At 61.5% G+C, this 20,895-nt stretch carries 22 protein-coding genes; 11 read left to right on the top strand and 11 right to left on the bottom strand.

The genetic code is table 11. The annotated features are described in order from the left end of the window. Positions 1-192: 192 nt before the first annotated feature. The 3 genes from rpe (at position 193) to trpE (ending at position 3,234) form a co-directional block, all read left to right on the top strand. Positions 193-867 (top strand): ribulose-phosphate 3-epimerase, encoded by a 675-nt coding sequence (rpe, locus tag AAZU54_RS25815; protein ID WP_186552667.1) that lies wholly within the window; start codon positions 193-195, stop codon positions 865-867. Then, a complete protein-coding gene (locus AAZU54_RS25810) occupies positions 864-1,682 on the top strand; it encodes a phosphoglycolate phosphatase (protein ID WP_434727831.1) in 819 nt (272 codons plus the stop codon). The genes rpe and AAZU54_RS25810 overlap by 4 nt, the downstream gene beginning before the upstream one ends. A gap of 70 nt (positions 1,683-1,752) precedes the next feature. Further along, a complete protein-coding gene (gene trpE / locus AAZU54_RS25805; RefSeq protein WP_186552665.1) occupies positions 1,753-3,234 on the top strand; it encodes an anthranilate synthase component I in 1,482 nt (493 codons plus the stop codon). Between the two features lie 115 nt (positions 3,235-3,349). Here trpE and estP read toward each other — a convergent pair whose 3' ends face one another. Beyond that, positions 3,350-5,236, bottom strand: a complete 1,887-nt coding sequence (estP, locus tag AAZU54_RS25800; RefSeq protein WP_434727830.1) for an esterase EstP — start codon at positions 5,234-5,236, stop codon at positions 3,350-3,352. 372 nt (positions 5,237-5,608) lie between these two features. On the opposite strand from estP, the gene AAZU54_RS25795 reads away from it, so the two are divergent. The 4 genes from AAZU54_RS25795 to AAZU54_RS25780 all read left to right on the top strand — a co-directional run bounded on the left by AAZU54_RS25795 (position 5,609) and on the right by AAZU54_RS25780 (position 8,870). After that, complete coding sequence (locus tag AAZU54_RS25795; RefSeq protein ID WP_186552663.1) at positions 5,609-6,202, top strand: aminodeoxychorismate/anthranilate synthase component II; 594 nt, start codon at positions 5,609-5,611, stop codon at positions 6,200-6,202. Positions 6,203-6,211: 9 nt separating this feature from the next. Further along, positions 6,212-7,261 carry an anthranilate phosphoribosyltransferase gene (trpD, locus tag AAZU54_RS25790; protein WP_186552662.1) on the top strand — a complete coding sequence of 350 codons (1,050 nt, stop codon included), beginning with the start codon at positions 6,212-6,214 and terminating at the stop codon, positions 7,259-7,261. Continuing rightward, entirely contained in the window at positions 7,258-8,094 is an 837-nt protein-coding gene (gene trpC, locus AAZU54_RS25785; protein WP_186552661.1) for an indole-3-glycerol phosphate synthase TrpC, read from the top strand. Before trpD ends, trpC begins: the two co-directional genes overlap by 4 nt. A gap of 71 nt (positions 8,095-8,165) precedes the next feature. Then, positions 8,166-8,870, top strand: coding sequence for a lipoate--protein ligase family protein (locus AAZU54_RS25780; RefSeq protein WP_392463645.1), 705 nt, complete (start codon positions 8,166-8,168; stop codon positions 8,868-8,870). On the opposite strand, the gene crp is transcribed toward AAZU54_RS25780, so the two are convergent. Next, the gene (crp, locus tag AAZU54_RS25775) at positions 8,867-9,511 is read right to left on the bottom strand and encodes a cAMP-activated global transcriptional regulator CRP (protein ID WP_186552659.1); all 645 of its coding nucleotides are present in this window, start codon (positions 9,509-9,511) and stop codon (positions 8,867-8,869) included. The genes AAZU54_RS25780 and crp overlap by 4 nt on opposite strands. A gap of 191 nt (positions 9,512-9,702) precedes the next feature. Here crp and AAZU54_RS25770 point away from each other — a divergent pair, with 191 nt between their 5' ends. Next, positions 9,703-10,125, top strand: coding sequence for an OsmC family protein (locus tag AAZU54_RS25770; RefSeq protein WP_186552658.1), 423 nt, complete (start codon positions 9,703-9,705; stop codon positions 10,123-10,125). Here the strand turns inward: AAZU54_RS25770 and AAZU54_RS25765 are convergent. The 7 genes from AAZU54_RS25765 to hemJ form a co-directional block, all read right to left on the bottom strand. Next, positions 10,091-10,516 (bottom strand): hypothetical protein, encoded by a 426-nt coding sequence (locus AAZU54_RS25765; protein ID WP_312151590.1) that lies wholly within the window; start codon positions 10,514-10,516, stop codon positions 10,091-10,093. The two genes, AAZU54_RS25770 and AAZU54_RS25765, sit on opposite strands and share 35 nt — an antisense overlap. A 17-nt stretch (positions 10,517-10,533) precedes the next feature. After that, a complete protein-coding gene (locus tag AAZU54_RS25760; protein ID WP_186552657.1) occupies positions 10,534-11,574 on the bottom strand; it encodes a DUF2157 domain-containing protein in 1,041 nt (346 codons plus the stop codon). Between the two features lie 10 nt (positions 11,575-11,584). Continuing rightward, positions 11,585-12,232, bottom strand: a complete 648-nt coding sequence (coq7, locus tag AAZU54_RS25755) for a 2-polyprenyl-3-methyl-6-methoxy-1,4-benzoquinone monooxygenase (RefSeq protein WP_186552656.1) — start codon at positions 12,230-12,232, stop codon at positions 11,585-11,587. Positions 12,233-12,298: 66 nt separating this feature from the next. Further along, complete coding sequence (locus AAZU54_RS25750) at positions 12,299-12,637, bottom strand: histidine triad nucleotide-binding protein (protein WP_186552655.1); 339 nt, start codon at positions 12,635-12,637, stop codon at positions 12,299-12,301. Positions 12,638-12,700: 63 nt separating this feature from the next. Further along, on the bottom strand, positions 12,701-13,483 hold the full coding sequence (locus AAZU54_RS25745) for an SDR family NAD(P)-dependent oxidoreductase (RefSeq protein WP_186552654.1): 783 nt from the start codon (positions 13,481-13,483) through the stop codon (positions 12,701-12,703). A gap of 78 nt (positions 13,484-13,561) precedes the next feature. Beyond that, positions 13,562-14,509: an NAD(P)H-dependent flavin oxidoreductase gene (locus AAZU54_RS25740; protein ID WP_186552653.1), complete on the bottom strand. Its 948-nt coding sequence runs from the start codon at positions 14,507-14,509 to the stop codon at positions 13,562-13,564. A gap of 31 nt (positions 14,510-14,540) precedes the next feature. Then, a complete protein-coding gene (gene hemJ / locus AAZU54_RS25735) occupies positions 14,541-14,966 on the bottom strand; it encodes a protoporphyrinogen oxidase HemJ (RefSeq protein WP_186552652.1) in 426 nt (141 codons plus the stop codon). Between the two features lie 142 nt (positions 14,967-15,108). Between hemJ and argC the strand changes: the two genes are divergently transcribed. Both argC and erpA read left to right on the top strand, forming a co-directional pair. Next, a complete protein-coding gene (gene argC / locus AAZU54_RS25730; protein ID WP_264235372.1) occupies positions 15,109-16,143 on the top strand; it encodes an N-acetyl-gamma-glutamyl-phosphate reductase in 1,035 nt (344 codons plus the stop codon). Between the two features lie 146 nt (positions 16,144-16,289). Next, complete coding sequence (gene erpA, locus AAZU54_RS25725; protein ID WP_186552650.1) at positions 16,290-16,640, top strand: iron-sulfur cluster insertion protein ErpA; 351 nt, start codon at positions 16,290-16,292, stop codon at positions 16,638-16,640. 56 nt (positions 16,641-16,696) lie between these two features. Here erpA and AAZU54_RS25720 read toward each other — a convergent pair whose 3' ends face one another. Then, positions 16,697-17,788 (bottom strand): anhydro-N-acetylmuramic acid kinase, encoded by a 1,092-nt coding sequence (locus AAZU54_RS25720; protein WP_312151581.1) that lies wholly within the window; start codon positions 17,786-17,788, stop codon positions 16,697-16,699. Between the two features lie 4 nt (positions 17,789-17,792). Beyond that, positions 17,793-19,214, bottom strand: coding sequence for a peptidoglycan DD-metalloendopeptidase family protein (locus AAZU54_RS25715; RefSeq protein WP_186552648.1), 1,422 nt, complete (start codon positions 19,212-19,214; stop codon positions 17,793-17,795). Positions 19,215-19,427: 213 nt separating this feature from the next. On the opposite strand from AAZU54_RS25715, the gene tyrS reads away from it, so the two are divergent. Further along, a complete protein-coding gene (gene tyrS, locus AAZU54_RS25710; RefSeq protein ID WP_186552647.1) occupies positions 19,428-20,627 on the top strand; it encodes a tyrosine--tRNA ligase in 1,200 nt (399 codons plus the stop codon). The last annotated feature ends 268 nt before the right edge of the window (positions 20,628-20,895 follow it).

Raw genomic sequence — 20,895 nt, 5'->3', positions numbered from 1 at the left:
GGCTTGCCCCGCGATAGCGATCGAGTATTCGCAATCGCTATCGCGGGGCAAGCCCGCTCCCACGTATCCCCTAGTGATGCCTCCGCTGTCGGATCGAGCGCCAACTCGTCGACACGGATTGATACCAATCAGCCCGTATCGATTTCCCTGAGTTACAATGCGCGCCACCGTGATTCTGCCAACAGGTGCGCCATGCAGCCCTACGCTATTGCCCCCTCCATTCTTTCCGCCGATTTCGCCCGTCTGGGTGAGGACGTCGACAAGGTGCTGGCCGCCGGGGCCGACATCGTTCACTTCGATGTCATGGACAACCATTACGTCCCCAACCTGACCATCGGCCCGATGGTCTGCAGCGCCTTGCGCAAGTACGGCGTGACCGCGCCAATCGACGTGCACCTGATGGTCAGCCCAGTCGACCGGATCATCGGCGACTTCATCGAAGCCGGCGCGACCTACATCACCTTCCACCCAGAGGCCACCACGCACATCGACCGCTCGCTGCAGTTGATCCGCGATGGCGGTTGCAAGGCTGGCCTGGTGTTCAACCCGGCCACTGGCCTGGATGCCCTGAAGTACGTGATGGACAAGATCGACATGGTCCTGCTGATGAGTGTCAACCCAGGCTTCGGCGGCCAGAAGTTCATCCCTGGCACCCTCGACAAACTGCGTGAAGCGCGTGCGCTGATCGACGCCAGTGGCCGCGATATCCGCCTGGAGATCGATGGCGGCGTCAACGTCAACAACATCCGAGAGATCACCGCCGCTGGCGCTGATACCTTCGTTGCCGGCTCGGCGATCTTCAATGCCCCGGACTACCAGGAAGTGATCGCCAAGATGCGCGCCGAAATGGCCTTGGCCCGCCCATGAGTGGCTTCGAGCAGCTGTTCCCGGGGACGCTGCCCAGGCTGGTGATGTTCGATCTGGATGGCACGTTGATCGATTCAGTCCCCGACCTGGCCGCAGCCGTCGACCGCATGCTGCTCGAACTGGGTCGCCCGCCCGCTGGCCTTGAGGCGGTACGCCACTGGGTCGGCAATGGTGCTCAGGTTCTGGTCCGCCGTGCCCTGGCCGGCGGTCTTGAACATGAACAGGTAGACGATCAGCTGGCTGAACAGGGCCTGGTCTTGTTCATGGAGGCTTACGCCCAAAGCCATGAACTGACCGTGGTTTATCCTGGTGTGCGCGACACCCTGCGCTGGCTGCGCAAGCAGGGGGTGGAGATGGCGCTGATCACCAACAAGCCGGAGCGCTTCGTCGCGCCGTTGCTCGATCAGATGAAGATCGGCCGCTATTTTCGCTGGATCATCGGTGGCGACACCCTGCCACAGAAAAAGCCTGATCCGGCCGCCTTGCTGTTCGTGATGAAAATGGCCGGGGTCGAGCCTGGGCAAGCGCTGTTCGTCGGTGACTCGCGCAGCGATGTCCTGGCGGCCAAGGCTGCCGGGGTGAAATGTGTCGGGCTGAGCTACGGCTACAACCATGGCCGACCGATCCATGAAGAAACCCCGAGCCTGGTGATCGATGATCTGCGTGCCCTGTTGCCTGGTTGCGTAGTCACCGACACTGGGATAACGTTGGCGGACCTTCAAGCCTCACAAGACAGAGAGTCCACCGTGGCGGTTACTGGCAAATTCTGGATGAAAGTCATCAAGGCCCTGGCCCGTTGGCGTTGGCGCGCCTGACTTCTGCCCGCCGGCCCCTGCCGGCACGTCCGTTTGCCCGACCCCATTGCTGCTTGCTCCGAGGCTACTCATGACCCGCGAAGAATTCCTGCGCCTGGCTGCTGCCGGCTACAACCGCATTCCCCTGGCCTGCGAAACCCTGGCCGACTTCGACACCCCGCTGTCGATCTACCTGAAACTGGCTGACCAGGCCAACTCCTACCTGCTCGAGTCGGTTCAGGGCGGCGAGAAGTGGGGCCGTTATTCGATGATTGGCCTGCCATCGCGCACCGTGATGCGCGTGCATGGCTACCACGTGAGCATCCTGCAGGATGGCGAGCAGGTGGAAAGCCATGAGGTGGAAGACCCGCTGGCCTTCGTCGAAACCTTCAAGGACCGCTACAAAGTCGCTGACATCCCGGGCCTGCCACGCTTCAACGGCGGCCTGGTTGGCTACTTTGGCTATGACTGCGTGCGTTATGTGGAAAAGCGCCTGGGCGCCTGCCCCAACCCGGATCCGCTGGGTGTGCCAGACATTCTCCTGATGGTCTCGGATGCGGTGGTGGTGTTCGACAATTTGGCTGGCAAGATGCACGCCATCGTCTTGGTCGACCCCTCCGAAGAGCAGGCCTTCGAGCAAGGCCAAGCGCGCCTGCAAGGCCTCTTGGCCAAACTGCGTGAGCCGATCACTCCACGTCGCGGCCTGGACCTGAGCGGGCCAATGGCGGCCGAGCCTGCGTTCCGCTCAAGCTTTACCCAGGCTGACTACGAGCGTGCGGTCGACACCGTCAAGGAATACATCCTGGCCGGTGACTGCATGCAGGTAGTGCCGTCGCAGCGTATGTCGATCGACTTCAAGGCCGCGCCAATCGATCTGTACCGCGCGCTGCGCTGCTTCAACCCGACGCCTTACATGTACTTCTTCAACTTTGGCGACTTCCATGTGGTGGGCAGCTCGCCGGAGGTGCTGGTGCGGGTCGAAGATAACCTGGTCACGGTACGGCCGATCGCAGGGACCCGCCCGCGTGGTGCTACCGAAGAAGCGGACCGGGCGCTCGAGGAGGACCTGCTCAGTGATGATAAAGAGATCGCCGAACACCTGATGCTGATCGACCTGGGCCGCAACGATGTCGGTCGGGTGTCTTCGACAGGCAGCGTACGCCTGACCGAGAAGATGGTGATCGAGCGTTATTCCAACGTCATGCACATCGTTTCCAACGTGACCGGCCAGCTGCGTGAAGGCCTGACGGCGATGGATGCGCTGCGGGCCATTCTGCCGGCCGGAACTTTGTCGGGTGCGCCGAAGATTCGTGCGATGGAGATCATCGACGAGCTGGAGCCGGTCAAACGCGGCGTCTATGGTGGGGCGGTTGGCTACTTTGCCTGGAACGGCAACATGGACACCGCGATCGCTATCCGCACCGCGGTGATCAAGGATGGCGAGCTGCACGTGCAGGCCGGCGGCGGTATCGTGGCTGACTCGGTGCCGGCGCTGGAGTGGGAAGAGACCATCAACAAACGCCGCGCCATGTTCCGCGCGGTGGCCTTGGCCGAGCAAACCCCGCAAGGCTGATTATTTTGGGGCTGCACAGCAGCCCTTCGCGTCGGTTCGGCGCCGCCCTTCAGAGCGGCGCTATTCCTGTAGGAGCGGGCTTGCCCGCGAAGGGCTGCACAGCAGCCCCAACATCTCAAAAGTCCAGACTCACAGCCAGGCTCACCCCCTGCTGAGTCAACTCATCACTCTTGCGCCAGTTGTAGTTCCCACGCACATGCACCCCCGCTGTCAGCTCATGCGACAACCCTAAGCTGGCCCGCGTCAGATTGCTCTGCGGCGTATACCCGGTCAGGGTGAAGTCGTTCGCCGGCAGACTGGTCAAATGCATCGTCACATCTTGCTGGTCATCCTCGAACTCATGCTCGCGAGCGACTTCGGCAAACACGCGCGTCGAAGGCGCGAACTGGTAGCTGCCTTGCAACCCCGCCCCGAGCCGGCGCGATGTACGTTCCTGATCATCGAAGCCCAGCGCAGTCGAGCGACCACTGTTCTCGTCATAACCATCCACCTTGACCCGCGCATAGTCGGCGCTGATGAACGGCGCAAGCTGCCAGGCACTCGCCTCGGCTGCCAGGTTGTAGCCCAGGCGCCCGGTCACCGCCCAGGCTTCGCCATCGGTATCACCCTTTTCACTGCGATCATTCACCCCCAGGGCAAACGTGCGCTTGAGGTCGCGGTAGTCCAGATGCCCGGCGCTCAGCGCTGCATCCGCCCACCAACGATTGGCCCGGTACTGGGCGAACACCGAGGCGAGGTAGCTGTCGAGCTTGTAGTCCGAATCCTGTTCGCCGGCCTCCAGCTTCTGCCGATAGACCCCAGCGGCTAAGCCCAGGCGCCAAGCCTCGTCGAGCCGGTAGCTGCCACCCACGGTCAGGTTATAGCCACGGCCATCGCCACTGGCGCTGCTGCGCTGGTCATCGAAGTCCAGATCCTGAGCGCCGGTGGCAACGATCGCCTGCCACTGACCGACCGCTTGCCAGGGCGTCTGCCATTGATTACGCAACTCGTCTTGATGGGCACGCAGGCTGGCGTGGGCCATTTCGGGTAGCAGGGTCAGCTCCCACGGTGCAGAGATGATCGAATAGGCGTAGTCGGCAATCAGTTGCTGGCCGGCGATGGTCGGGTGTACGGCGTCGTTGAACAGCAGCTTGGTCGGATCCGGGCTGGCGCCGTTTTCGCCATAGACCGGGTTCTGGCAACTGCTGCCGCTATAGCAGCTGGCTACCAGGTTTTGATCTGTGGCCAAGCCAAATTGCGCTGGGTTGGCCAGCGCCTCGCTGAGCAGTACGGGGATGTTCAGCGGGATGATTTCGGCATCGATCTGGCTCAGCTGATTGACCAGTGCCTGATTGAATACGCCCGACAGCTGCGACAGTGGGCCTTGCTGGGGCGTGCCGCTGAAGTTTGGGGTTTGGCCTAGATCGGGCAACAGCCAGACCATGATGTAGCGAGCCCCTCCCTGTTGCAGGGCCTGGGCACTGGCGGCCAGGCGGGTGCCGGCTACGGCGGCCTCGGAGGGGCTGGTGACCAGCCCTTGGAGGAAGTCATTGCCGCCGCCGGTCAGGTAATACAAGGCATTTGGGTCGGCGCGCAGACCGTTGGCCAGATAGCCATCCCGTTCGCGCAGCACGAGCCCGGCACCCGGGTTGCCCGGCGGGATCACCGTTTTTGAGGTGTCTGTGATCGAGTCGAGGATCTGTTCAGTGGTGTAACCGCCCACCGCCCAGTTATTGCCATCGGGGCGAATGCCCAGCGAAGTCGAAGGGTTCAGGTCGTCGGGTGCGATCCCCAGCCTCCCGCCAAGGATCATCGGCGATACCGGTGCGTAGTTGCCGTTGGCATCGCGGTTGGTGAAGCGCATGCCGTTGGTGCCACCGGTGAGATCTGGGAACTGCCCGGCGTCACTGAGACTGTCGCCAAACACGATCAGCGTGGAGTAGGGCGAAGGCGCGGCGATTGCCTGGCTGCAGGCCAGGGCGAGCGAGCAGAGGGAGTACCGCAATAAGCGAGAAGTGCGCATGGTAGATGTCCTTTTCATTGTTTTTATCGACACAAGTGAATGACCTTAGCAAAACCAAGGGCATGCAGGGCTAGTCCATTCGTTTCCCCATATTTACCGGCATATTGCGCCCATCGCCCCGGTAAGCTACTGTGCCGGAACGTATGAACGAGACCTACCCCGTGTTGATCGTCAGCAAACTCTTGATGCGCGTTATCAAGGCTCACGCCCGTTGGCGTTGGCGCGCCTGACTTTATCTCCTGCCGGCCCGCCCGGCTCGCTCCTGTCTGCCTTCCTATTGCTTGATCCGGCGCCCTGTGCGCGATTGCCCGCGCCTGCGGGCGGCAGTGGAAGGCTCGAATCAAAAGTCAGTATTCAAGAGGTTTGCCCCAGATGTTACTGATGATCGACAACTATGACTCTTTCACCTACAACGTCGTTCAGTACCTCGGCGAGTTGGGTGCCGAGGTCAAGGTCATCCGCAATGACGAGATGACCATCGGCCAAATTGAAGCGCTCAAGCCTGAGCGCATCGTCGTCTCGCCAGGCCCATGCACCCCGAGCCAGGCCGGCGTGTCCATCGAAGCCATCCTGCACTTTGCCGGCAAGCTGCCGATCCTTGGCGTGTGCCTGGGCCATCAGTCGATTGGCCAGGCGTTCGGCGGCGATGTGGTGCGCGCTCGCCAAGTCATGCACGGCAAGACCAGCCCGGTGCATCACCGCGACCTGGGCGTGTTCGCTGGCCTTAACAATCCGCTGACCGTGACCCGCTATCACTCGCTGGTGGTCAAGCGTGAAACCCTGCCTGAGTGCCTGGAAGTCACCGCCTGGACTGCCCTTGAGGATGGTTCGGTGGATGAGATCATGGGCCTGCGCCACAAGACCTTGAACATCGAAGGGGTGCAGTTCCACCCCGAGTCGATTCTGACCGAGCAGGGCCACGAGCTGTTCGCCAACTTCCTCAAGCAGACCGGCGGCCGCCGCTAAGGATCGAACATGGATATCAAAAGCGCGCTGAGCCGCATCGTCGGTCATCTGGACCTTTCCACTGAGGAAATGAGCGACGTCATGCGCCAGATCATGACCGGCCAATGCAGCGAGGCGCAGATCGGTGCGTTCCTGATGGGCATGCGCATGAAGAGCGAGAGCATCGATGAGATCGTCGGTGCAGTGTCGGTAATGCGTGAGCTGGCCGAGAAGGTCGAGCTGCAAAGCCTCGATCAGGTGGTCGATATCGTCGGCACCGGTGGCGATGGCGCCAACATCTTCAACGTATCCACGGCTTCGTCGTTCGTGCTTGCCGCGGCCGGCTGCAAAGTGGCCAAGCACGGTAACCGCGCGGTTTCTGGCAAGAGCGGCAGCGCCGACCTGCTGGAAGCGGCCGGCATCTACCTGAACCTCACCCCGGTGCAGGTCGGCCGTTGCATCGACAGCCTGGGCATCGGCTTCATGTTTGCCCAGAGCCACCACAAGGCAATGAAGTATGCCGCAGGCCCGCGTCGCGAGCTGGGGCTGCGCACCCTGTTTAACATGCTCGGCCCGCTTACGAATCCGGCCGGTGTGAAACACCAGGTGGTCGGCGTGTTCACCCAGGCCCTGTGCCGACCGCTGGCCGAAGTGCTGCAGCGGATGGGCAGCAAGCATGTGCTGGTGGTGCACTCCAAGGATGGCCTGGACGAATTCAGCCTGGCGGCGCCGACCTTCGTTGCCGAACTGAAGAATGACCAGATCAGCGAATACTGGGTCGAGCCCGAAGACCTCGGCATGAAGAGCCAGAGCTTGCATGGCTTGGCCGTCGAAGACCCGCAGGCCTCTTACGAGCTGATCAAAGATGCCTTGGGTCGGCGCAAGACCGAGAATGGCCAGAAAGCCGCTGAGATGATTGTGCTCAATGCTGGCGCTGCGCTGTACGCCGCCGATCACGCGATGACCTTGGCCCAGGGCGTAGAACTGGCCCATGACGTACTGCACACCGGCCTTGCCTGGGAAAAACTTCAGGAGCTGGGCGCCTTCACCGCCGTATTCAAGCAGGAGAACGAAGCATGAGCGTGCCGACCGTGCTGGAAAAGATCCTCGCCCGTAAGGTCGAGGAAGTCGCCGAGCGTAGTGCCCGGGTCAGCCTGGCAGAGCTCGAGCGCCTGGCGAAAGCGGCCGATGCCCCGCGTGGCTTTGCCAATGCGTTGATCGAGCAGGCCAAGCGCAAGCAGCCAGCGGTGATTGCCGAGATCAAGAAAGCGTCGCCGAGCAAGGGTGTGATCCGCGAAAACTTCGTGCCTGCAGAAATCGCCGTCAGCTACGAGAAGGGCGGGGCGACCTGCCTGTCGGTGCTGACTGACGTCGATTACTTCCAGGGAGCCGATGCTTACCTGCAGCAGGCACGTGCTGCTTGCCGCCTGCCGGTGATTCGCAAGGACTTCCTCATCGATCCCTACCAGGTGGTCGAAGCCCGTGCCTTGGGCGCTGACTGTGTATTGCTGATCGTCTCCGCGCTGGATGACGTGCGCATGGCCGAATTGGCCGCAGTGGCCAAGGATGTCGGCCTCGATGTACTGGTCGAAGTGCATGATGGTGACGAACTCGAGCGCGCGCTGAACACCCTCGACACGCCTTTGGTGGGGGTCAACAACCGTAACCTGCACACCTTCGAAGTCAGCCTGGAGACCACGCTCGACCTGCTGCCGCGCATCCCTCGCGATCGTCTGGCGATCACCGAGAGCGGTATCTTCAATCGCGCTGATGTCGAGCTGATGGAAATCAACGAGGTGTATTCGTTCCTGGTCGGTGAAGCGTTCATGCGCGCCGAGCATCCCGGGCATGAGCTGCAGCGGTTGTTCTTCCCACAGCGACCGGTACAGAACACGGTTCAGGCGCTGGACTGATCGAATCGCAAGCCGGCTAACGCCGGCTTGTTTGTTTTGACCGCTATGGCCTCTTCAGCAAAGGTGAATTGATGACCGACCAACCTCTGGCGTTGACCGTCGAACAAGGATTGCACGCCGAGCAGGAGTTGCTGGCAGCGGTGTGCCGTGGTGAGCGCGATGCTGGCGTGCTGTTCTGGCGACCGACCGACCACGCGCTGGTTATGCCGCGGCGCATGAGCCGGTTGGAAAACTTCGAGGCGGCCTGCGCCGAGCTGGCGATTGCCGGTTGGCCGGTGCTATTGCGTGAAACGGGCGGTGAGCCAGTGCCGCAGTCGCATGCGACGGTGAACGTGGCGTTGGTCTACGTAGCGCCGCGCAGCGAAGGCGATCATGGCCGTATCGAAAATGCTTACGAGCGTCTATGCCTGCCATTGTGCGATGTGCTGCGCGAGTGGGGTGGAGTGGCTTCGGTCGGCGAGATCGACGGCGCCTTCTGCGATGGGCGCTACAACGTCAATCTCAATGGTCGCAAGCTGGTCGGCACGGCCCAGCGCTGGCGCCAGGGCTTGGGCGGCAAGCGCCCGGTGGTGCTGGTGCACGGGGCGCTGCTGCTGGACAACGAGCGCGAGTCAATGGTGGCGGCGGTCAACCGCTTCAATGAATGCTGTGATATCGACCAGCGTTGCCGGGCCGATAGCCATATCGCCCTGCACGAAGTGGCGCCCGCCGTGCCATGGTTCGAGCGTCTGTCCCAGGCCTATGCGCAGGTGATCGCGCAACTGCCCAAAGATTAACGGGTGCCGTAGACCACCATGGTCTTGCCCTTGACCTGAACCAGGCTGCGTTCTTCGAGATCCTTGAGGACGCGGCCGACCATCTCCCGCGAACAACCGACAATCCGGCCGATTTCCTGGCGGGTGATCTTGATCTGCATGCCATCAGGGTGGGTCATGGCATCGGGCTGCTTGCACAGGTCGAGCAGGCAGCGGGCAACCCGGCCGGTGACATCGAAGAACGCCAGGTCGCCGACCTTGCGCGTGGTATTGCGCAGGCGCTGGGCCATCTGGCTGCCCAGGGCATAGAGAATGTCCGGGTCCTGACGGGCCACTTCGCGGAACTTGTCGTAGCTGATTTCGGCGACTTCGCATTCGGTCTTGGCCCGAACCCAGGCGCTGCGCTGCTGCTCTTTGCCGGTTGGCTCGAACAGGCCCAGCTCACCGAAGAAATCGCCGTCGTTGAGGTAGGCGATGATCATCTCGTGGCCGTTGTCGTCTTCGATCAGGATGGTGACCGAGCCCTTGATGATGAACGACAGTGTTTCAGCCCGGTCACCGGCACAGATGATGTTGCTCTTGGCGGTGAAACGGCGGCGCTGGCAGTGCACCAGCAGCTTGTCGATGTTCTTGATCTTGGCGGAAAGGGCGGAGACGACCATCACGAAATCCTGTTCGATGTAACGCAGAGGCTTTTTATAAAGGGTGCCTGGCACTATGCGCCAGTCATTTGGCGCCAGCTTATCAGACACTGCGCCAGGCATTGGTACAAATGCGCCGCGTGTTGAGCTTTTCCGACAGCGCTACAGGGCTTAAGCTGACACCCTTTTCAGAATCTAGGGAGTCCAGCAACATGAAGGCACGCATCCAATGGGCCGGCGAAGCGATGTTCCTCGGCGAGTCGGGCAGCGGCCATGTGGTGGTCATGGACGGTCCGCCCGAGGCCGGTGGCCGCAACCTGGGCGTGCGCCCCATGGAAATGCTCCTGCTGGGCCTAGGTGGCTGCAGCAACTTTGACGTGGTCAGCATCCTGAAGAAGTCGCGCCAGGCCGTGGAAAGCTGCGAAGCCTTCCTGGAGGCTGAGCGTGCCAGTGAAGACCCCAAGGTGTTCACCAAGATCCACCTGAACTTCGTGGTCAAAGGCCGTGCGCTGAAGGAGGCGCAGGTCAAGCGGGCGGTGGAGTTGTCCGCAGAGAAGTACTGCTCGGCTTCGATCATGCTCGGTCGGGCCGGGGTGGAAATCACCCACAGCTATGAGATCGTCGAACTCGGCTGATTCGTTCAAGGCCCCACAACAGGGCCAGTCCGGGCGCCAGTGCCAACAACAGGCTGGGTAAGTTCACGGCCAATAGCCCGAAGATTTCCGCGTTGCTCCAGGTACTGCCGAAGGCTTCGGCAAACAGCTGGCACTGCAGCAGCGCGGTCGTCGTCGCAGCTAGCAGGTAGGCGCCGATGAGTAATCCGGGCCTGCGGAAAAAACAGCCAAGCAGGACGAATAGCAATTGCCCGGGGACGCAGAACAGCAACAGCTCGCGCCCGCTGTTGCTGTCAGGTTCGATGAGGCCGGGCAGTTCGAAGGCGAATGCCGATTGCCTGACACTGGCCGTCATCAGGCAGACGAACAGGTACGCCACCAGCACCAACCCTAGGCTTTGCAGCAAGCGCACGCGGAGCCTGCGCAACGTCAACGGCGTAGCCCTGGAAGCAACTGCAGCAAGCTACTGGGCAGTTGAGCGCGCAGGCGCTTACTCAATGCTTGGCGATGCTGCTGGTAGAGTACGCCCAATCCGATCACGCCCAGGCCAATCAAAGTGAGCACCAGCGGGAACAACAGCGACTCGGCAAACACCTCATACGACAGGTAGCCCAGATACGCTGCCACGCCCATCGCGCCAAATACCATGAATACGGGGCGGCGCAGCAGCAGCGCCACTGCCATCAGGCCAAGGTTGATCAGGCAATACAGCGCTTTGCCCAACTCGCTGCCGCTGTCCATCAGGGTCAAGCCTCCCCAGAATGCCGCCAGCCCCGCCAGGTAACCCCAGAAGGCGTAATCTCTGCGAGTGCGTCCATCGATCACAAGAAAGACCAGCAGCAGGGCCAGGCCGAACCATAGCGAGACAATCCGCCGTTGCTCCCAACTGAATGGCGAGCCATAGAACCACTCGCTCAGGTCCATCGACATGAACCATAGCGCCAGGGCAATCGGCATGACGATGAAAGGGAAGGGGATCAGGCGCAGCATCAGCAGGCCGGCGACAACGGTGGCCGCTTCCATCAGCAGCCAGCCGCCCTGCACGTAGGTGTAATACTGGTGGTAATCGGTTTGCGCATCGTCCAGTGGCCACCAACCGAGCAGGCGCTCGATGGCGAACACCGCAAGTGGCACGATGCTGACCGCAACCGCGCCGAGCACACCGCCGGCGATCGGCTGGTCACGGCGCTGCAGGCCAACCGCGAAGAGGGTCAGCAGGGTGATATAGAGAACAGCGATCATCAGCAGGGCCCAGTCGCCAACCCGCATCCACGCTTCGGTCAGCAGCCAGCCCATCGCGCCCATGATCAGCAGGGCGCCAAAATAGAACGCGACGTGGGCCAGCTGGAAACTGCCACGGCTTTGCGGCTGTTGCTGCAAAAAGCTCAGCAGCGCTTGAGCCTGGCCCGGCTGGAGAATGCCAGCGTGTTCGGCCTTTGCCAGATCCTTGGCATCGAAACGTTCCGTCATGGCCGTGTCCCTAGATGCGGTAAGTGCTCTTGGTCATCACTTTAGCCATCAGGCTCATGCCAAAGCGCACCGGTGCGGGGAAGCGATAACCGCCCGCTTCCAGCGCGGATTCAGCATGGTGCTCTTCATCGACACGCATCTGTTCAAGAATCGCGCGGGATTTTTCGTCCTCGCTCGGCAGTTGCTCGAGGTGTTCGTCCAGATGCTTGCACACCTGATGCTCGGTGGCGGCAACAAAGCCCAGGCTGACTTTGTCACTGACCAGGCCGGCTAGCGCGCCGATGCCGAACGACATGCCATAGAACAGCGGGTTGAGCACACTGGGATGGCTGCCCAATTGGCGAATGCGTTGTTCGCACCAGGCCAAATGGTCGATCTCTTCCTCGGCGGCATGCTCCATGGCCTTGCGCACTTGCGGCAGCTTGGCGGTCAGGGCTTGGCCTTGGTACAGCGCCTGGGCGCACACTTCACCGGTATGGTTGATGCGCATCAGGCCGGCGATGTGCCGGGTTTGGGTTTCGTCCAGCTCGGCGTCCGGTTGGACGATGGCCGGGGAAGGGCGGGAAGGTTGGCCGCTGAAGGGCAGCAAGGTGCGCATGGCGGTATCGGCCTGCAGCAACAAGCGGTCGAGCGGCGAATAGTGACGTTCGGTAGCCATCGGGCACCTCCGCAAGAGTGATGCCCGACAGTTTACCGCAATCCCCTGACCGGGGCTTGCCTTGGATCAGCCCGGTGGCCAGTGCATCTGGCGTTGGCCGAGCACGTGCATGTGAATATGGTAGACCGTCTGGCCGCCCAGTTCGTTGCAGTTCATGACCACCCGGAAACCCTCCGCGCAGCCCAATTCCTTAGCCAGGCGCTGGGCGGTGAAGAGGATGTGGCCGGCCAGGCCTTTGTCTTCTTCGGTCAGGTCGTTGAGGGTACGAATGGGCTTTTTCGGGATGACCAGAAAATGCACCGGCGCCTGTGGGGCGATATCGTGGAAGGCCAGAACCTGGTCGTCCTCGTAGATGATCTTGGCCGGGATTTCCCGGTTGATGATCTTGGTGAAGAGAGTCTCCACAGCACTTGCTCCATGGTGAGGGTCCGGGCCGAGTGTACTCAGCGCGGCGTCGCTCGCCCAGTGCTATTGCGCTTCGAGCGGGCTGTAGCGGCGATTGATGATGCCGGCCAGCTTGCGTGCCAACCAGCGCGGCAGCACCCGTGGCAGCCTGGCCAGCCAGCGATTGCGCCGACCGGGCATGATCAGCGCGCGGTTTTTATCCAGCGCGCGCACCGTGTAGAGCGCGACTTCTTCGGCGCTCAGGCAGCGCTTGCCTGTTTCCAGGCGGGGAATGTGCCGCCTGGATGAGCGGACCGGGCCTGGGCAGAGGACCGAGACTTTGATCCCGGTACGCCCCAGCTCTTCGCGCAGTGCTTCGGAAAAGCTCAGCACATACGCCTTGCTGGCGGCATAGCAAGCCATCCACGGGCCGGGAGCGGCACTGGCCAATGAGGCAACGTTGAGGATCTGCCCGCCGCCCTGTACCGCCATCAGGTTGCCGATGGCATGGCACAGCCGGGTCAGGGCCAGGATGTTGACCTCCAGCAGGTCCTGCTCGTCGGCCCATTCATGGGCGAGGAACGGGCCGTAGGTACGTTGGCCTGCGCAGTTCACCAGCAGGTCGATGCGCCGTTCGCCTTCTTCAAGCTCCAGGACGAAGCCAGACAGACGCAGGGGCTGGCTGAGGTCGCAGGCGCGCAGCAGCACCTCGACGCCAAAGCGCTGGGTCAGCTCGATGGCCAGCGGTTCCAGGGTTTCTCGATGGCGTGCCACCAGGATCAGGTTGCGCCCGCGCCGTGCCAGGGCTTCCGCCAGGGCCAGGCCCAAGCCGCTGGAAGCTCCGGTGATCATGGCGTAACGGGTCATGCAGGGCTCCTGGGGCGGCTGAAGAGGGCGCCTAGTGTACAGCCTGTCCGGGCAAGTTGTTGCCTTTTGCGAGTGGGCTCAAAGCGGCAGTTGGCGGGTGAGTGCAACGGCTTGACGGTACTCGCCATGCAGGCGTTCGATCAGTGCCTGAGTGGTCGGCAGGTCGTGGATTTCACCGACACCCTGGCCGGCGGACCAGACTGTTTTCCAGGCCTTGGCCTCCTCGTCCAGGGGCTTGAGGCGGGCCTGTTCATGGCTGCTCTTCAGGCTCTCCAGGTCGTAGCCGGCCTGCTTCAGACTTTGCCGCAGGAAGCTTGCCGGGACACCGGAGACAGCAGGGGTATGAATGATGTCGGCCGCCTGGGCTTCAATCAGCATGTTTTTGTAGGCACTCGGGGCCTGGCTTTCTTGAGTGGCGATGAAGCGCGTGCCCATGTAGGCCAGGTCTGCGCCCAGTAGTTGTGCGGCGAGCACTTGCTCGCCGTGGTTGATACAGCCGGCCAGCAGCAGGGTCTTGTCGAAGAACTGGCGGATTTCAGCGGCCAGGGCGAATGGGCTCCAGGTGCCTGCATGCCCACCGGCGCCTGCCGCCACCGCAATCAGGCCATCGACCCCGGCTTCGGCGGCCTTCTGCGCGTGGCGGCGAGTGGTGACGTCATGAAACACCAGGCCGCCATAACTGTGCACTGCGTCGACCACTTCCTTCACCGCGCCAAGGCTGGTGATGACAATTGGCACGCGGTGTTCGACGCACAAGGCCAGATCCGCCTGCAGGCGCGGGTTGCTCGGGTGGACGATCAGGTTCACTGCATAGGGCGCTGGCGCCGACAAATTCGCCAGGCCCGACTCGATTTCCTCCAGCCAAGCCTTGAAACCAGCGCTGTCGCGCTGGTTGAGGGCTGGGAAGCTGCCCACCACGCCATTGGCGCAACACGCCAGGACCAACTGTGGGTTGGAGATCAGGAACATCGGCGCGGCGACTACCGGCAGGCGCAGGCGTTGTTCGAGCAGGGCGGGCAATGACATGGCAGGATTCCTATGCGGACGGCTGATTTGCTCAGAACGGTTTGACCACCACCAGAATTACGATACCCAGCAGAATCACCACTGGCACTTCATTGAACCAGCGGTAGAACACGTGACTGCGGGTGTTGGTGCCGGCGGCGAAGCGTTTGCGTTGCGCGCCGCACATGTGATGGTAGCCGGTCAGCAGGATCACCAAGGTGAGCTTGGCATGCAGCCAGCCTTGGCTCAGCCAGCCGGGGGTGAGGTAGAGCATCCAGATGCCGAAGACGAACGTGGCGATCATCGCGGGGTTCATGATGCCGCGGTACAGCTTGCGCTCCATTACGGTGAAGCGTTCCTGGCTGATGCTGTCCTGGCTCTGGGCGTGGTAGACGAACAGGCGCGGCAAGTAGAACAGGCCGGCGAACCAGCAGACCACGCTGACGATATGCAGCGCCTTGATCCATAGATAAAGCATGGAGGGTGTTCCTTCAGGTTTTCACGGTCGTCAGATAGTAGTGGTGAAGCGCCTCCAGGTGCATCCCAAGAGTTGTTACAGGCGGCTAGCGCCCCTATTATCGTGCGCTTTCCAGTCGGATCGTTGATAAGGGGCAAGCGTTATGATCAAGGTCGGTATCGTCGGCGGCACGGGTTACACCGGCGTCGAACTGTTGCGTCTGCTGGCGCAGCACCCTCAGGCCGAGGTTGCGGTCATCACCTCGCGCTCCGAGGCCGGTGTGGCGGTTGCCGACATGTATCCGAACCTGCGCGGTCACTATGACGGCCTGGCCTTCAGCGTGCCGGACAGCAAGACCCTGGCTGCCTGCGACGTGGTGTTTTTCGCCACACCGCACGGTGTGGCCCATGCCCTGGCCGGCGAACTACTGGCCGCTGGCACCAAGGTGATCGACCTGTCCGCGGACTTCCGCCTGCAAGACGCGGTTGAGTGGGGTAAATGGTACGGCCAGCCGCACGGCGCACCGGAGCTACTCAAGGACGCGGTCTACGGGCTGCCTGAAGTGAACCGCGAGAAGATCCGCCAGGCGCGCCTGATCGCCGTGCCGGGTTGCTATCCAACCGCCACCCAGCTGGGTTTCCTGCCATTGCTCGAAGCGGGCCTGGCTGACCCTTCGCGACTGATTGCCGACTGCAAGTCGGGGGTGAGTGGTGCTGGCCGTGGTGCGGCGGTGGGCTCGCTGTTCTGTGAGTCGGGCGAGAGCATGAAGGCCTATGCGGTCAAGGGCCACCGGCACCTGCCGGAAATCAGCCAGGGCCTGCGCCAGGCTGCCGGCCAGGATATCGGCCTGACCTTCGTGCCGCACCTGACGCCGATGATCCGCGGTATCCATGCCACGTTGTACGCGACTGTGGTCGATACCTCGGTCGACCTGCAGGCGTTGTTCGAGAAACGTTATGCCAACGAACCGTTCGTCGACGTAATGCCGGCCGGCAGCCACCCGGAAACCCGTAGCGTGCGTGGCGCCAACGTTTGTCGAATTGCCGTGCATCGCCCGCAAGGTGGCGATCTGGTGGTGGTGCTGTCGGTGATCGACAACCTGGTCAAAGGCGCGTCTGGCCAGGCTGTGCAGAACCTCAATATCCTGTTCGGCCTGGATGAGCGCATGGGCCTGTCCCACGCGGGCCTGTTGCCGTAAAGCATTGCATTGATGAAAAGGCCCGCCGAGAGCGGGTCTTTTCATTGGGGGCGACTAAAGCCGCACAATTGTTGACCGATTTTCTCGGAGAAGCGGATAATGCGCGTCATCGAGTTTTATGGCGGCACTGCGCCGGGAGAGTCAACATGAGCGTCGAATCCTTCACCCCCACGGCTTTGGAATTCACCCAAGGTGCTGCACATAAGGTGAAGACCCTGGTCAGCGAAGAGGGCAATGATCGTCTGAAGTTGCGTGTATTCGTGACAGGTGGCGGTTGCTCGGGCTTCCAGTACGGCTTCACCTTCGATGAAGAGGTGGCTGAAGACGACACCATCGTCGAGCGCGAAGGCGTTTCGCTGGTGGTCGATCCGATGAGCTACCAGTATCTGGCGGGCGCGGAAGTGGATTACCAGGAAGGTCTGGAAGGCTCGCGCTTCGTGATCAAGAACCCTAACGCTGCTACGACCTGCGGCTGCGGATCTTCGTTCTCGATCTAAGCATCGCTAAGCAAAACGCCGCGCAATTGTGCGGCGTTTTGCTTTGTGCTGTGGCTTCAAGCCGGATAGATAGCGCCGAGAACGCGCAAACCCTTGGCCGCCGTCACGCTCGGGCGATTGGCGGGGATGCCTTCCAGACAGCAGTGGGCAAGCCAGGCGAATGCCATGGCCTCGACCCAGTCCGGATCGATGCCATGCGCTGCGGTACTGGCCACCTGTACGCCGGGCAGCAGGGCAGCCAGGCGCCGCATCAGTGTGCCGTTGCGGGCACCGCCACCGCACACCAGCACCGCTTCGGTGCCTGTCTGGGCGTTACGCAGTGAGTCAACGATGCTGCGTGCGGTCAGCTCAAGCAGTGTGGCCTGCACATCTTCGTCGCGATACGTCGTCAGCTCAGCCAGGTGGCTGTCCAGCCAAGGCAAGTTGAACACTTCGCGGCCGGTGCTTTTTGGGCCGCTGCCGGCAAAGAACGGATCGGCCAGTAAACGACTGAGCAGGCTTTCGATCACTGTGCCGCTGGCAGCCCAGGCGCCATCGGCGTCGTAGGGCAGGGCGTGTTTGCGTTCGATCCAGGCGTCCAGCAGAACATTGCCAGGGCCACAGTCAAAGCCATGCACTGGTGTGGCCTGGTCAATCAGGCTGAGGTTGCTGAAACCGCCGATATTGAGCACCGCCAGCCGCTGGCCGTTGTGGCTGAACAGCGCCTCGTGGAAGGCTGGTACCAGAGGAGCGCCTTGTCCGCCGGCGGCGACATCGCGGCGGCGGAAGTCACCCACTACACAGATTCCCGTGAGTTCGGCCAGCAGGGCTGGGTTGCCAATCTGTACGGTAAAGCCGCGGGCAGGTTCGTGGCGGATGGTCTGGCCATGGCTGCCGATCGCGCGAATGGCCTCGGGCGCCAAACCCTGTGCCGCAAGCAGGTGCTTGATGCCTTCTGCTGCGAGGCTCGCCCAGCGGTTTTCTGTCAGGGCAGCGCGGGCTATCTCGTCGGGGCCGCTGGCGCACAGGCCGAGCAGCTCCTGGCGCAAATCGGCAGGCATGGGTAGATAGTGAGTAGCGAGCAGCCGAGGCTGCTCGTGGTGTTCGATCAAGGCGATGTCCAGGCCGTCGAGGCTGGTTCCGGACATCACCCCCAGGTAGAAGGCCATAGGCTCAGCGCTTGTTCGCGGCGAGCAGGGTGGCCTTTTCCTGATCCATGCGAGCGATCAGCGGTTGGCTCTGCTGCATGAAACGTTGGCGCTCGGCTTTGGCGATTGGATCGGCCATAGGCACTTTCTGGCTCAGTGGGTCGACGTGCACGCCATTGACTTGGAACTCGTAGTGCAAGTGCGGGCCGGTGGACAGGCCAGTGGTGCCGATGTAGCCGATGATCTGCCCTTGCTTGACCGAGCTCCCGGTCTTGATGCCTTTAGCGAAGCCTTGCATATGGCCGTAGAGCGTCTTGTAGCGGTTGCCATGGGCGATGATCACGGTATTGCCGTAACCGCCGCGACGGCCAGCCAGTTCGATCCGGCCATCGCCAGCAGCCTTGATTGGCGTGCCGCGAGGGGCTGCATAATCGACACCCTTGTGCGCGCGGATCTTGTTCAGGATCGGGTGCTTACGCCCATTCGAGAAGCGCGAGCTGATTCGGGCAAAGTCCACTGGGGTGCGGATGAACGCCTTACGCAGGCTGTTGCCATCGGCCGTGTAGTAGTTGGTGTTGCCCTGTTTGTTGGTGTAGCGCACGGCGGTGTAGGTCTTGCCGCGGTTGGTGAAGCGTGCAGAGAGAATGTTGCCGGTGCCGACCACCTTGCCATCCATGACCTTCTGCTCGTAGACCACGTCGAATTCGTCGCCTGGGCGGATGTCTTGGGCGAAGTCGATGTCGTAACCGAGCACCCGCGCCATATCCATGGTCATGCTGTGCGACAGGCCGGCGCGTTGGGCCGAAGCCGACAGCGAGCTCTTGATCACGCCATGGGCGTAGGCGGTGCGCACCACAGGCTTACTGACTTCGCGGGCGAAGGTGTAGCCCTTGTCGGTTTTACTCAGGCGGATGGTTTCAAGGCTGCTGACTTTGCTGTGCAGGTTGGTCAACTGGCCGTCTTTGTCGAGTTCGAATTGCAGCACCTGGCCATGCTTGAGCTGGCTGAACTGCTTGGCTTGCTTGCCGCTGGCCAGCACGTCATGCACGACATTGGCCGGCAGGCCGACCTTGGCGAACAGGGTCGAAAGGGTATCGCCGCGGGCAACCACCACCTCACGGTGGCCTGGCGCCTTGGCCTCGGCTTCGGGCTTGCTTTCAGCACTTGGAGCTTCAGCGGTTTTCGCGGCCGGAGCTTCGGCGTTTTCAATCTGGGCGAAGGGCGAGCCTTGTTCGCCTTGAGTCTGCACCAGCGGTGCAGCGTTGGATTCGTCTTTGAGCTGCTCGGCTGGGGTTTCCAGCTCAAGGCTGAGGGTGGTTTTCTTGGCTTCCACTTCGCTCGAAGGGAACACCAGCAAGGCCAGACTGAGGAGGGCGGCAATGCCGCTCGCGGCCAACAGATGGCTTTTCGGATAAAGCGGAGGCGCTTTAGGCGTTTCGTTGGTCATAGGAAAGGTGACTTTGAAAAAGGTGAAATGGAAAAGATGAATGACATGATGAAGATGAAATAACTGTATAAAATATAACCAAATCCGGTTTCGCGCAAGGGCGCGTAGACGCCGCAAGGCGCTAGGTAGGTCACATTCCATTGCCAAACTTGTATTTGACGGCCGATCTTGTATGGTTGGCTCCCTTTGAATCTGAGCCTTGCGGGTCTTTCTATGAAGTCGGTTGAAGAGCAGCTGGCGCTTATCAAGCGCGGTGCGGAAGAGGTGTTGGTCGAGTCGGAGCTGGTCGAAAAGCTCAAGCGCGGTCAGCCGCTGCGTATCAAAGCGGGCTTTGACCCGACTGCACCCGATCTGCACCTGGGCCATACGGTGTTGATCAACAAGCTGCGCCAGTTCCAGGATCTGGGTCACCAGGTGATCTTCTTGATCGGTGATTTCACGGGCATGATCGGTGATCCGAGCGGCAAGAGCGCCACGCGTCCGCCGCTGACCCGTGAGCAGGTCCTGGACAATGCCGAGACCTATAAACAGCAGGTGTTCAAGATCCTCGACCCGGCCAAGACCGAAGTCGCCTTCAACTCCACCTGGATGGACAAGCTGACCCCGGCCGACTTCATTCGCCTGGCTTCGCAGTACACCGTGGCGCGAATGCTTGAGCGTGACGACTTCGACAAGCGCTACACCACCAATCAGCCGATCGCGATCCATGAGTTCCTCTACCCGCTGGTGCAGGGGTACGATTCGGTCGCGCTGAAGGCGGACGTCGAACTGGGCGGTACCGACCAGAAGTTCAACCTGCTGATGGGGCGCGAGTTGCAGCGCGCCTACGGCCAGGAGGCGCAGAACATCGTCACTATGCCGTTGCTCGAAGGTCTGGACGGTGTGAAGAAGATGTCCAAGTCGCTGGGCAACTACGTCGGCATCCAGGAAGCACCAGGGGTTATGTACAGCAAGCTGGTGTCGATCCCCGATACCTTGATGTGGCGTTACTTCGAGCTGCTGAGCTTCCGTTCCATGGAAGAGATCGAGCAGCTGCGTGCCGATGTTGAGAAGGGGGCTAACCCGCGAGACATCAAGATCAAGCTGGCCGAAGAGATCGTTGCGCGCTTCCATGGTGAAGAGGCGGCGGCCAATGCTCACCGCGCTGCGGGTAATCGCATGAAAGATGGTGAGCTGCCGGAAGACATTCCTGAGATCGAAATCGGCGCCGCTGAAGACATGCCGATTGCTGCCATCCTGAACAAGGCTGGTCTGGTGAAGAACTCGGCTGCAGCCCGTGACCTGCTCAATGCGGGTAGCGTGAAAGTCGATGGTGAGGTGGTTGACCGGAGCTTCGTGTTTGCCATGGGCGCCAGCCATGTCTGCCAGGCGGGCAAGAAGGCCTTCGCGCGGATCTCGCTGAAGGCGGAGTAAGGGCTGCTTCTATATAGAAGGATGTTCGCTGCTATATAGATAGAGAGCGGGGAGGCCGAAAGGTCTCCCCGCTTTGCTTTTAAGAAGTTAACTGTAACACCGCTAAAGGTTGGACGTTGCAGCACCCTGTGGAAGCGGGCTCGCCCCGCGATTCTGACCCTAATTTCAACAATATTGCGGTTTATTGAAATTAAGGGTTGACGCCCTCTCAGATCCCCTTATAATGCGCCCCACTTCCAGCGTAGTTGGAACGGAAAACTCCTTGAGT

Source organism: Pseudomonas sp. Je.1.5.c (assembly GCF_051129895.1).
Lineage (GTDB): Bacteria > Pseudomonadota > Gammaproteobacteria > Pseudomonadales > Pseudomonadaceae > Aquipseudomonas > Aquipseudomonas urmiensis.
The sequence above is the reverse complement of the archived record's forward strand: the minus strand, read 5'-3'. Positions and strand labels throughout refer to the sequence as shown.

Coding starts and splice junctions, on each gene's coding strand:
- AAZU54_RS25760 (WP_186552657.1), bottom strand. CDS start 11,574: ATGACGGAACGTTTCGATGCCAAGGATCTGGCAAAGGCCGAACACGCT.
- trpE (WP_186552665.1), top strand. CDS start 1,753: ATGACCCGCGAAGAATTCCTGCGCCTGGCTGCTGCCGGCTACAACCGC.
- trpD (WP_186552662.1), top strand. CDS start 6,212: ATGGATATCAAAAGCGCGCTGAGCCGCATCGTCGGTCATCTGGACCTT.
- rpe (WP_186552667.1), top strand. CDS start 193: ATGCAGCCCTACGCTATTGCCCCCTCCATTCTTTCCGCCGATTTCGCC.
- trpC (WP_186552661.1), top strand. CDS start 7,258: ATGAGCGTGCCGACCGTGCTGGAAAAGATCCTCGCCCGTAAGGTCGAG.
- AAZU54_RS25745 (WP_186552654.1), bottom strand. CDS start 13,483: ATGACCCGTTACGCCATGATCACCGGAGCTTCCAGCGGCTTGGGCCTG.
- AAZU54_RS25770 (WP_186552658.1), top strand. CDS start 9,703: ATGAAGGCACGCATCCAATGGGCCGGCGAAGCGATGTTCCTCGGCGAG.
- AAZU54_RS25810 (WP_434727831.1), top strand. CDS start 864: ATGAGTGGCTTCGAGCAGCTGTTCCCGGGGACGCTGCCCAGGCTGGTG.
- hemJ (WP_186552652.1), bottom strand. CDS start 14,966: ATGCTTTATCTATGGATCAAGGCGCTGCATATCGTCAGCGTGGTCTGC.
- estP (WP_434727830.1), bottom strand. CDS start 5,236: ATGCGCACTTCTCGCTTATTGCGGTACTCCCTCTGCTCGCTCGCCCTG.
- AAZU54_RS25780 (WP_392463645.1), top strand. CDS start 8,166: ATGACCGACCAACCTCTGGCGTTGACCGTCGAACAAGGATTGCACGCC.
- AAZU54_RS25740 (WP_186552653.1), bottom strand. CDS start 14,509: ATGTCATTGCCCGCCCTGCTCGAACAACGCCTGCGCCTGCCGGTAGTC.
- crp (WP_186552659.1), bottom strand. CDS start 9,511: ATGGTCGTCTCCGCCCTTTCCGCCAAGATCAAGAACATCGACAAGCTG.
- erpA (WP_186552650.1), top strand. CDS start 16,290: ATGAGCGTCGAATCCTTCACCCCCACGGCTTTGGAATTCACCCAAGGT.
- tyrS (WP_186552647.1), top strand. CDS start 19,428: ATGAAGTCGGTTGAAGAGCAGCTGGCGCTTATCAAGCGCGGTGCGGAA.
- AAZU54_RS25715 (WP_186552648.1), bottom strand. CDS start 19,214: ATGACCAACGAAACGCCTAAAGCGCCTCCGCTTTATCCGAAAAGCCAT.
- coq7 (WP_186552656.1), bottom strand. CDS start 12,232: ATGGCTACCGAACGTCACTATTCGCCGCTCGACCGCTTGTTGCTGCAG.
- AAZU54_RS25720 (WP_312151581.1), bottom strand. CDS start 17,788: ATGGCCTTCTACCTGGGGGTGATGTCCGGAACCAGCCTCGACGGCCTG.
- AAZU54_RS25795 (WP_186552663.1), top strand. CDS start 5,609: ATGTTACTGATGATCGACAACTATGACTCTTTCACCTACAACGTCGTT.
- argC (WP_264235372.1), top strand. CDS start 15,109: ATGATCAAGGTCGGTATCGTCGGCGGCACGGGTTACACCGGCGTCGAA.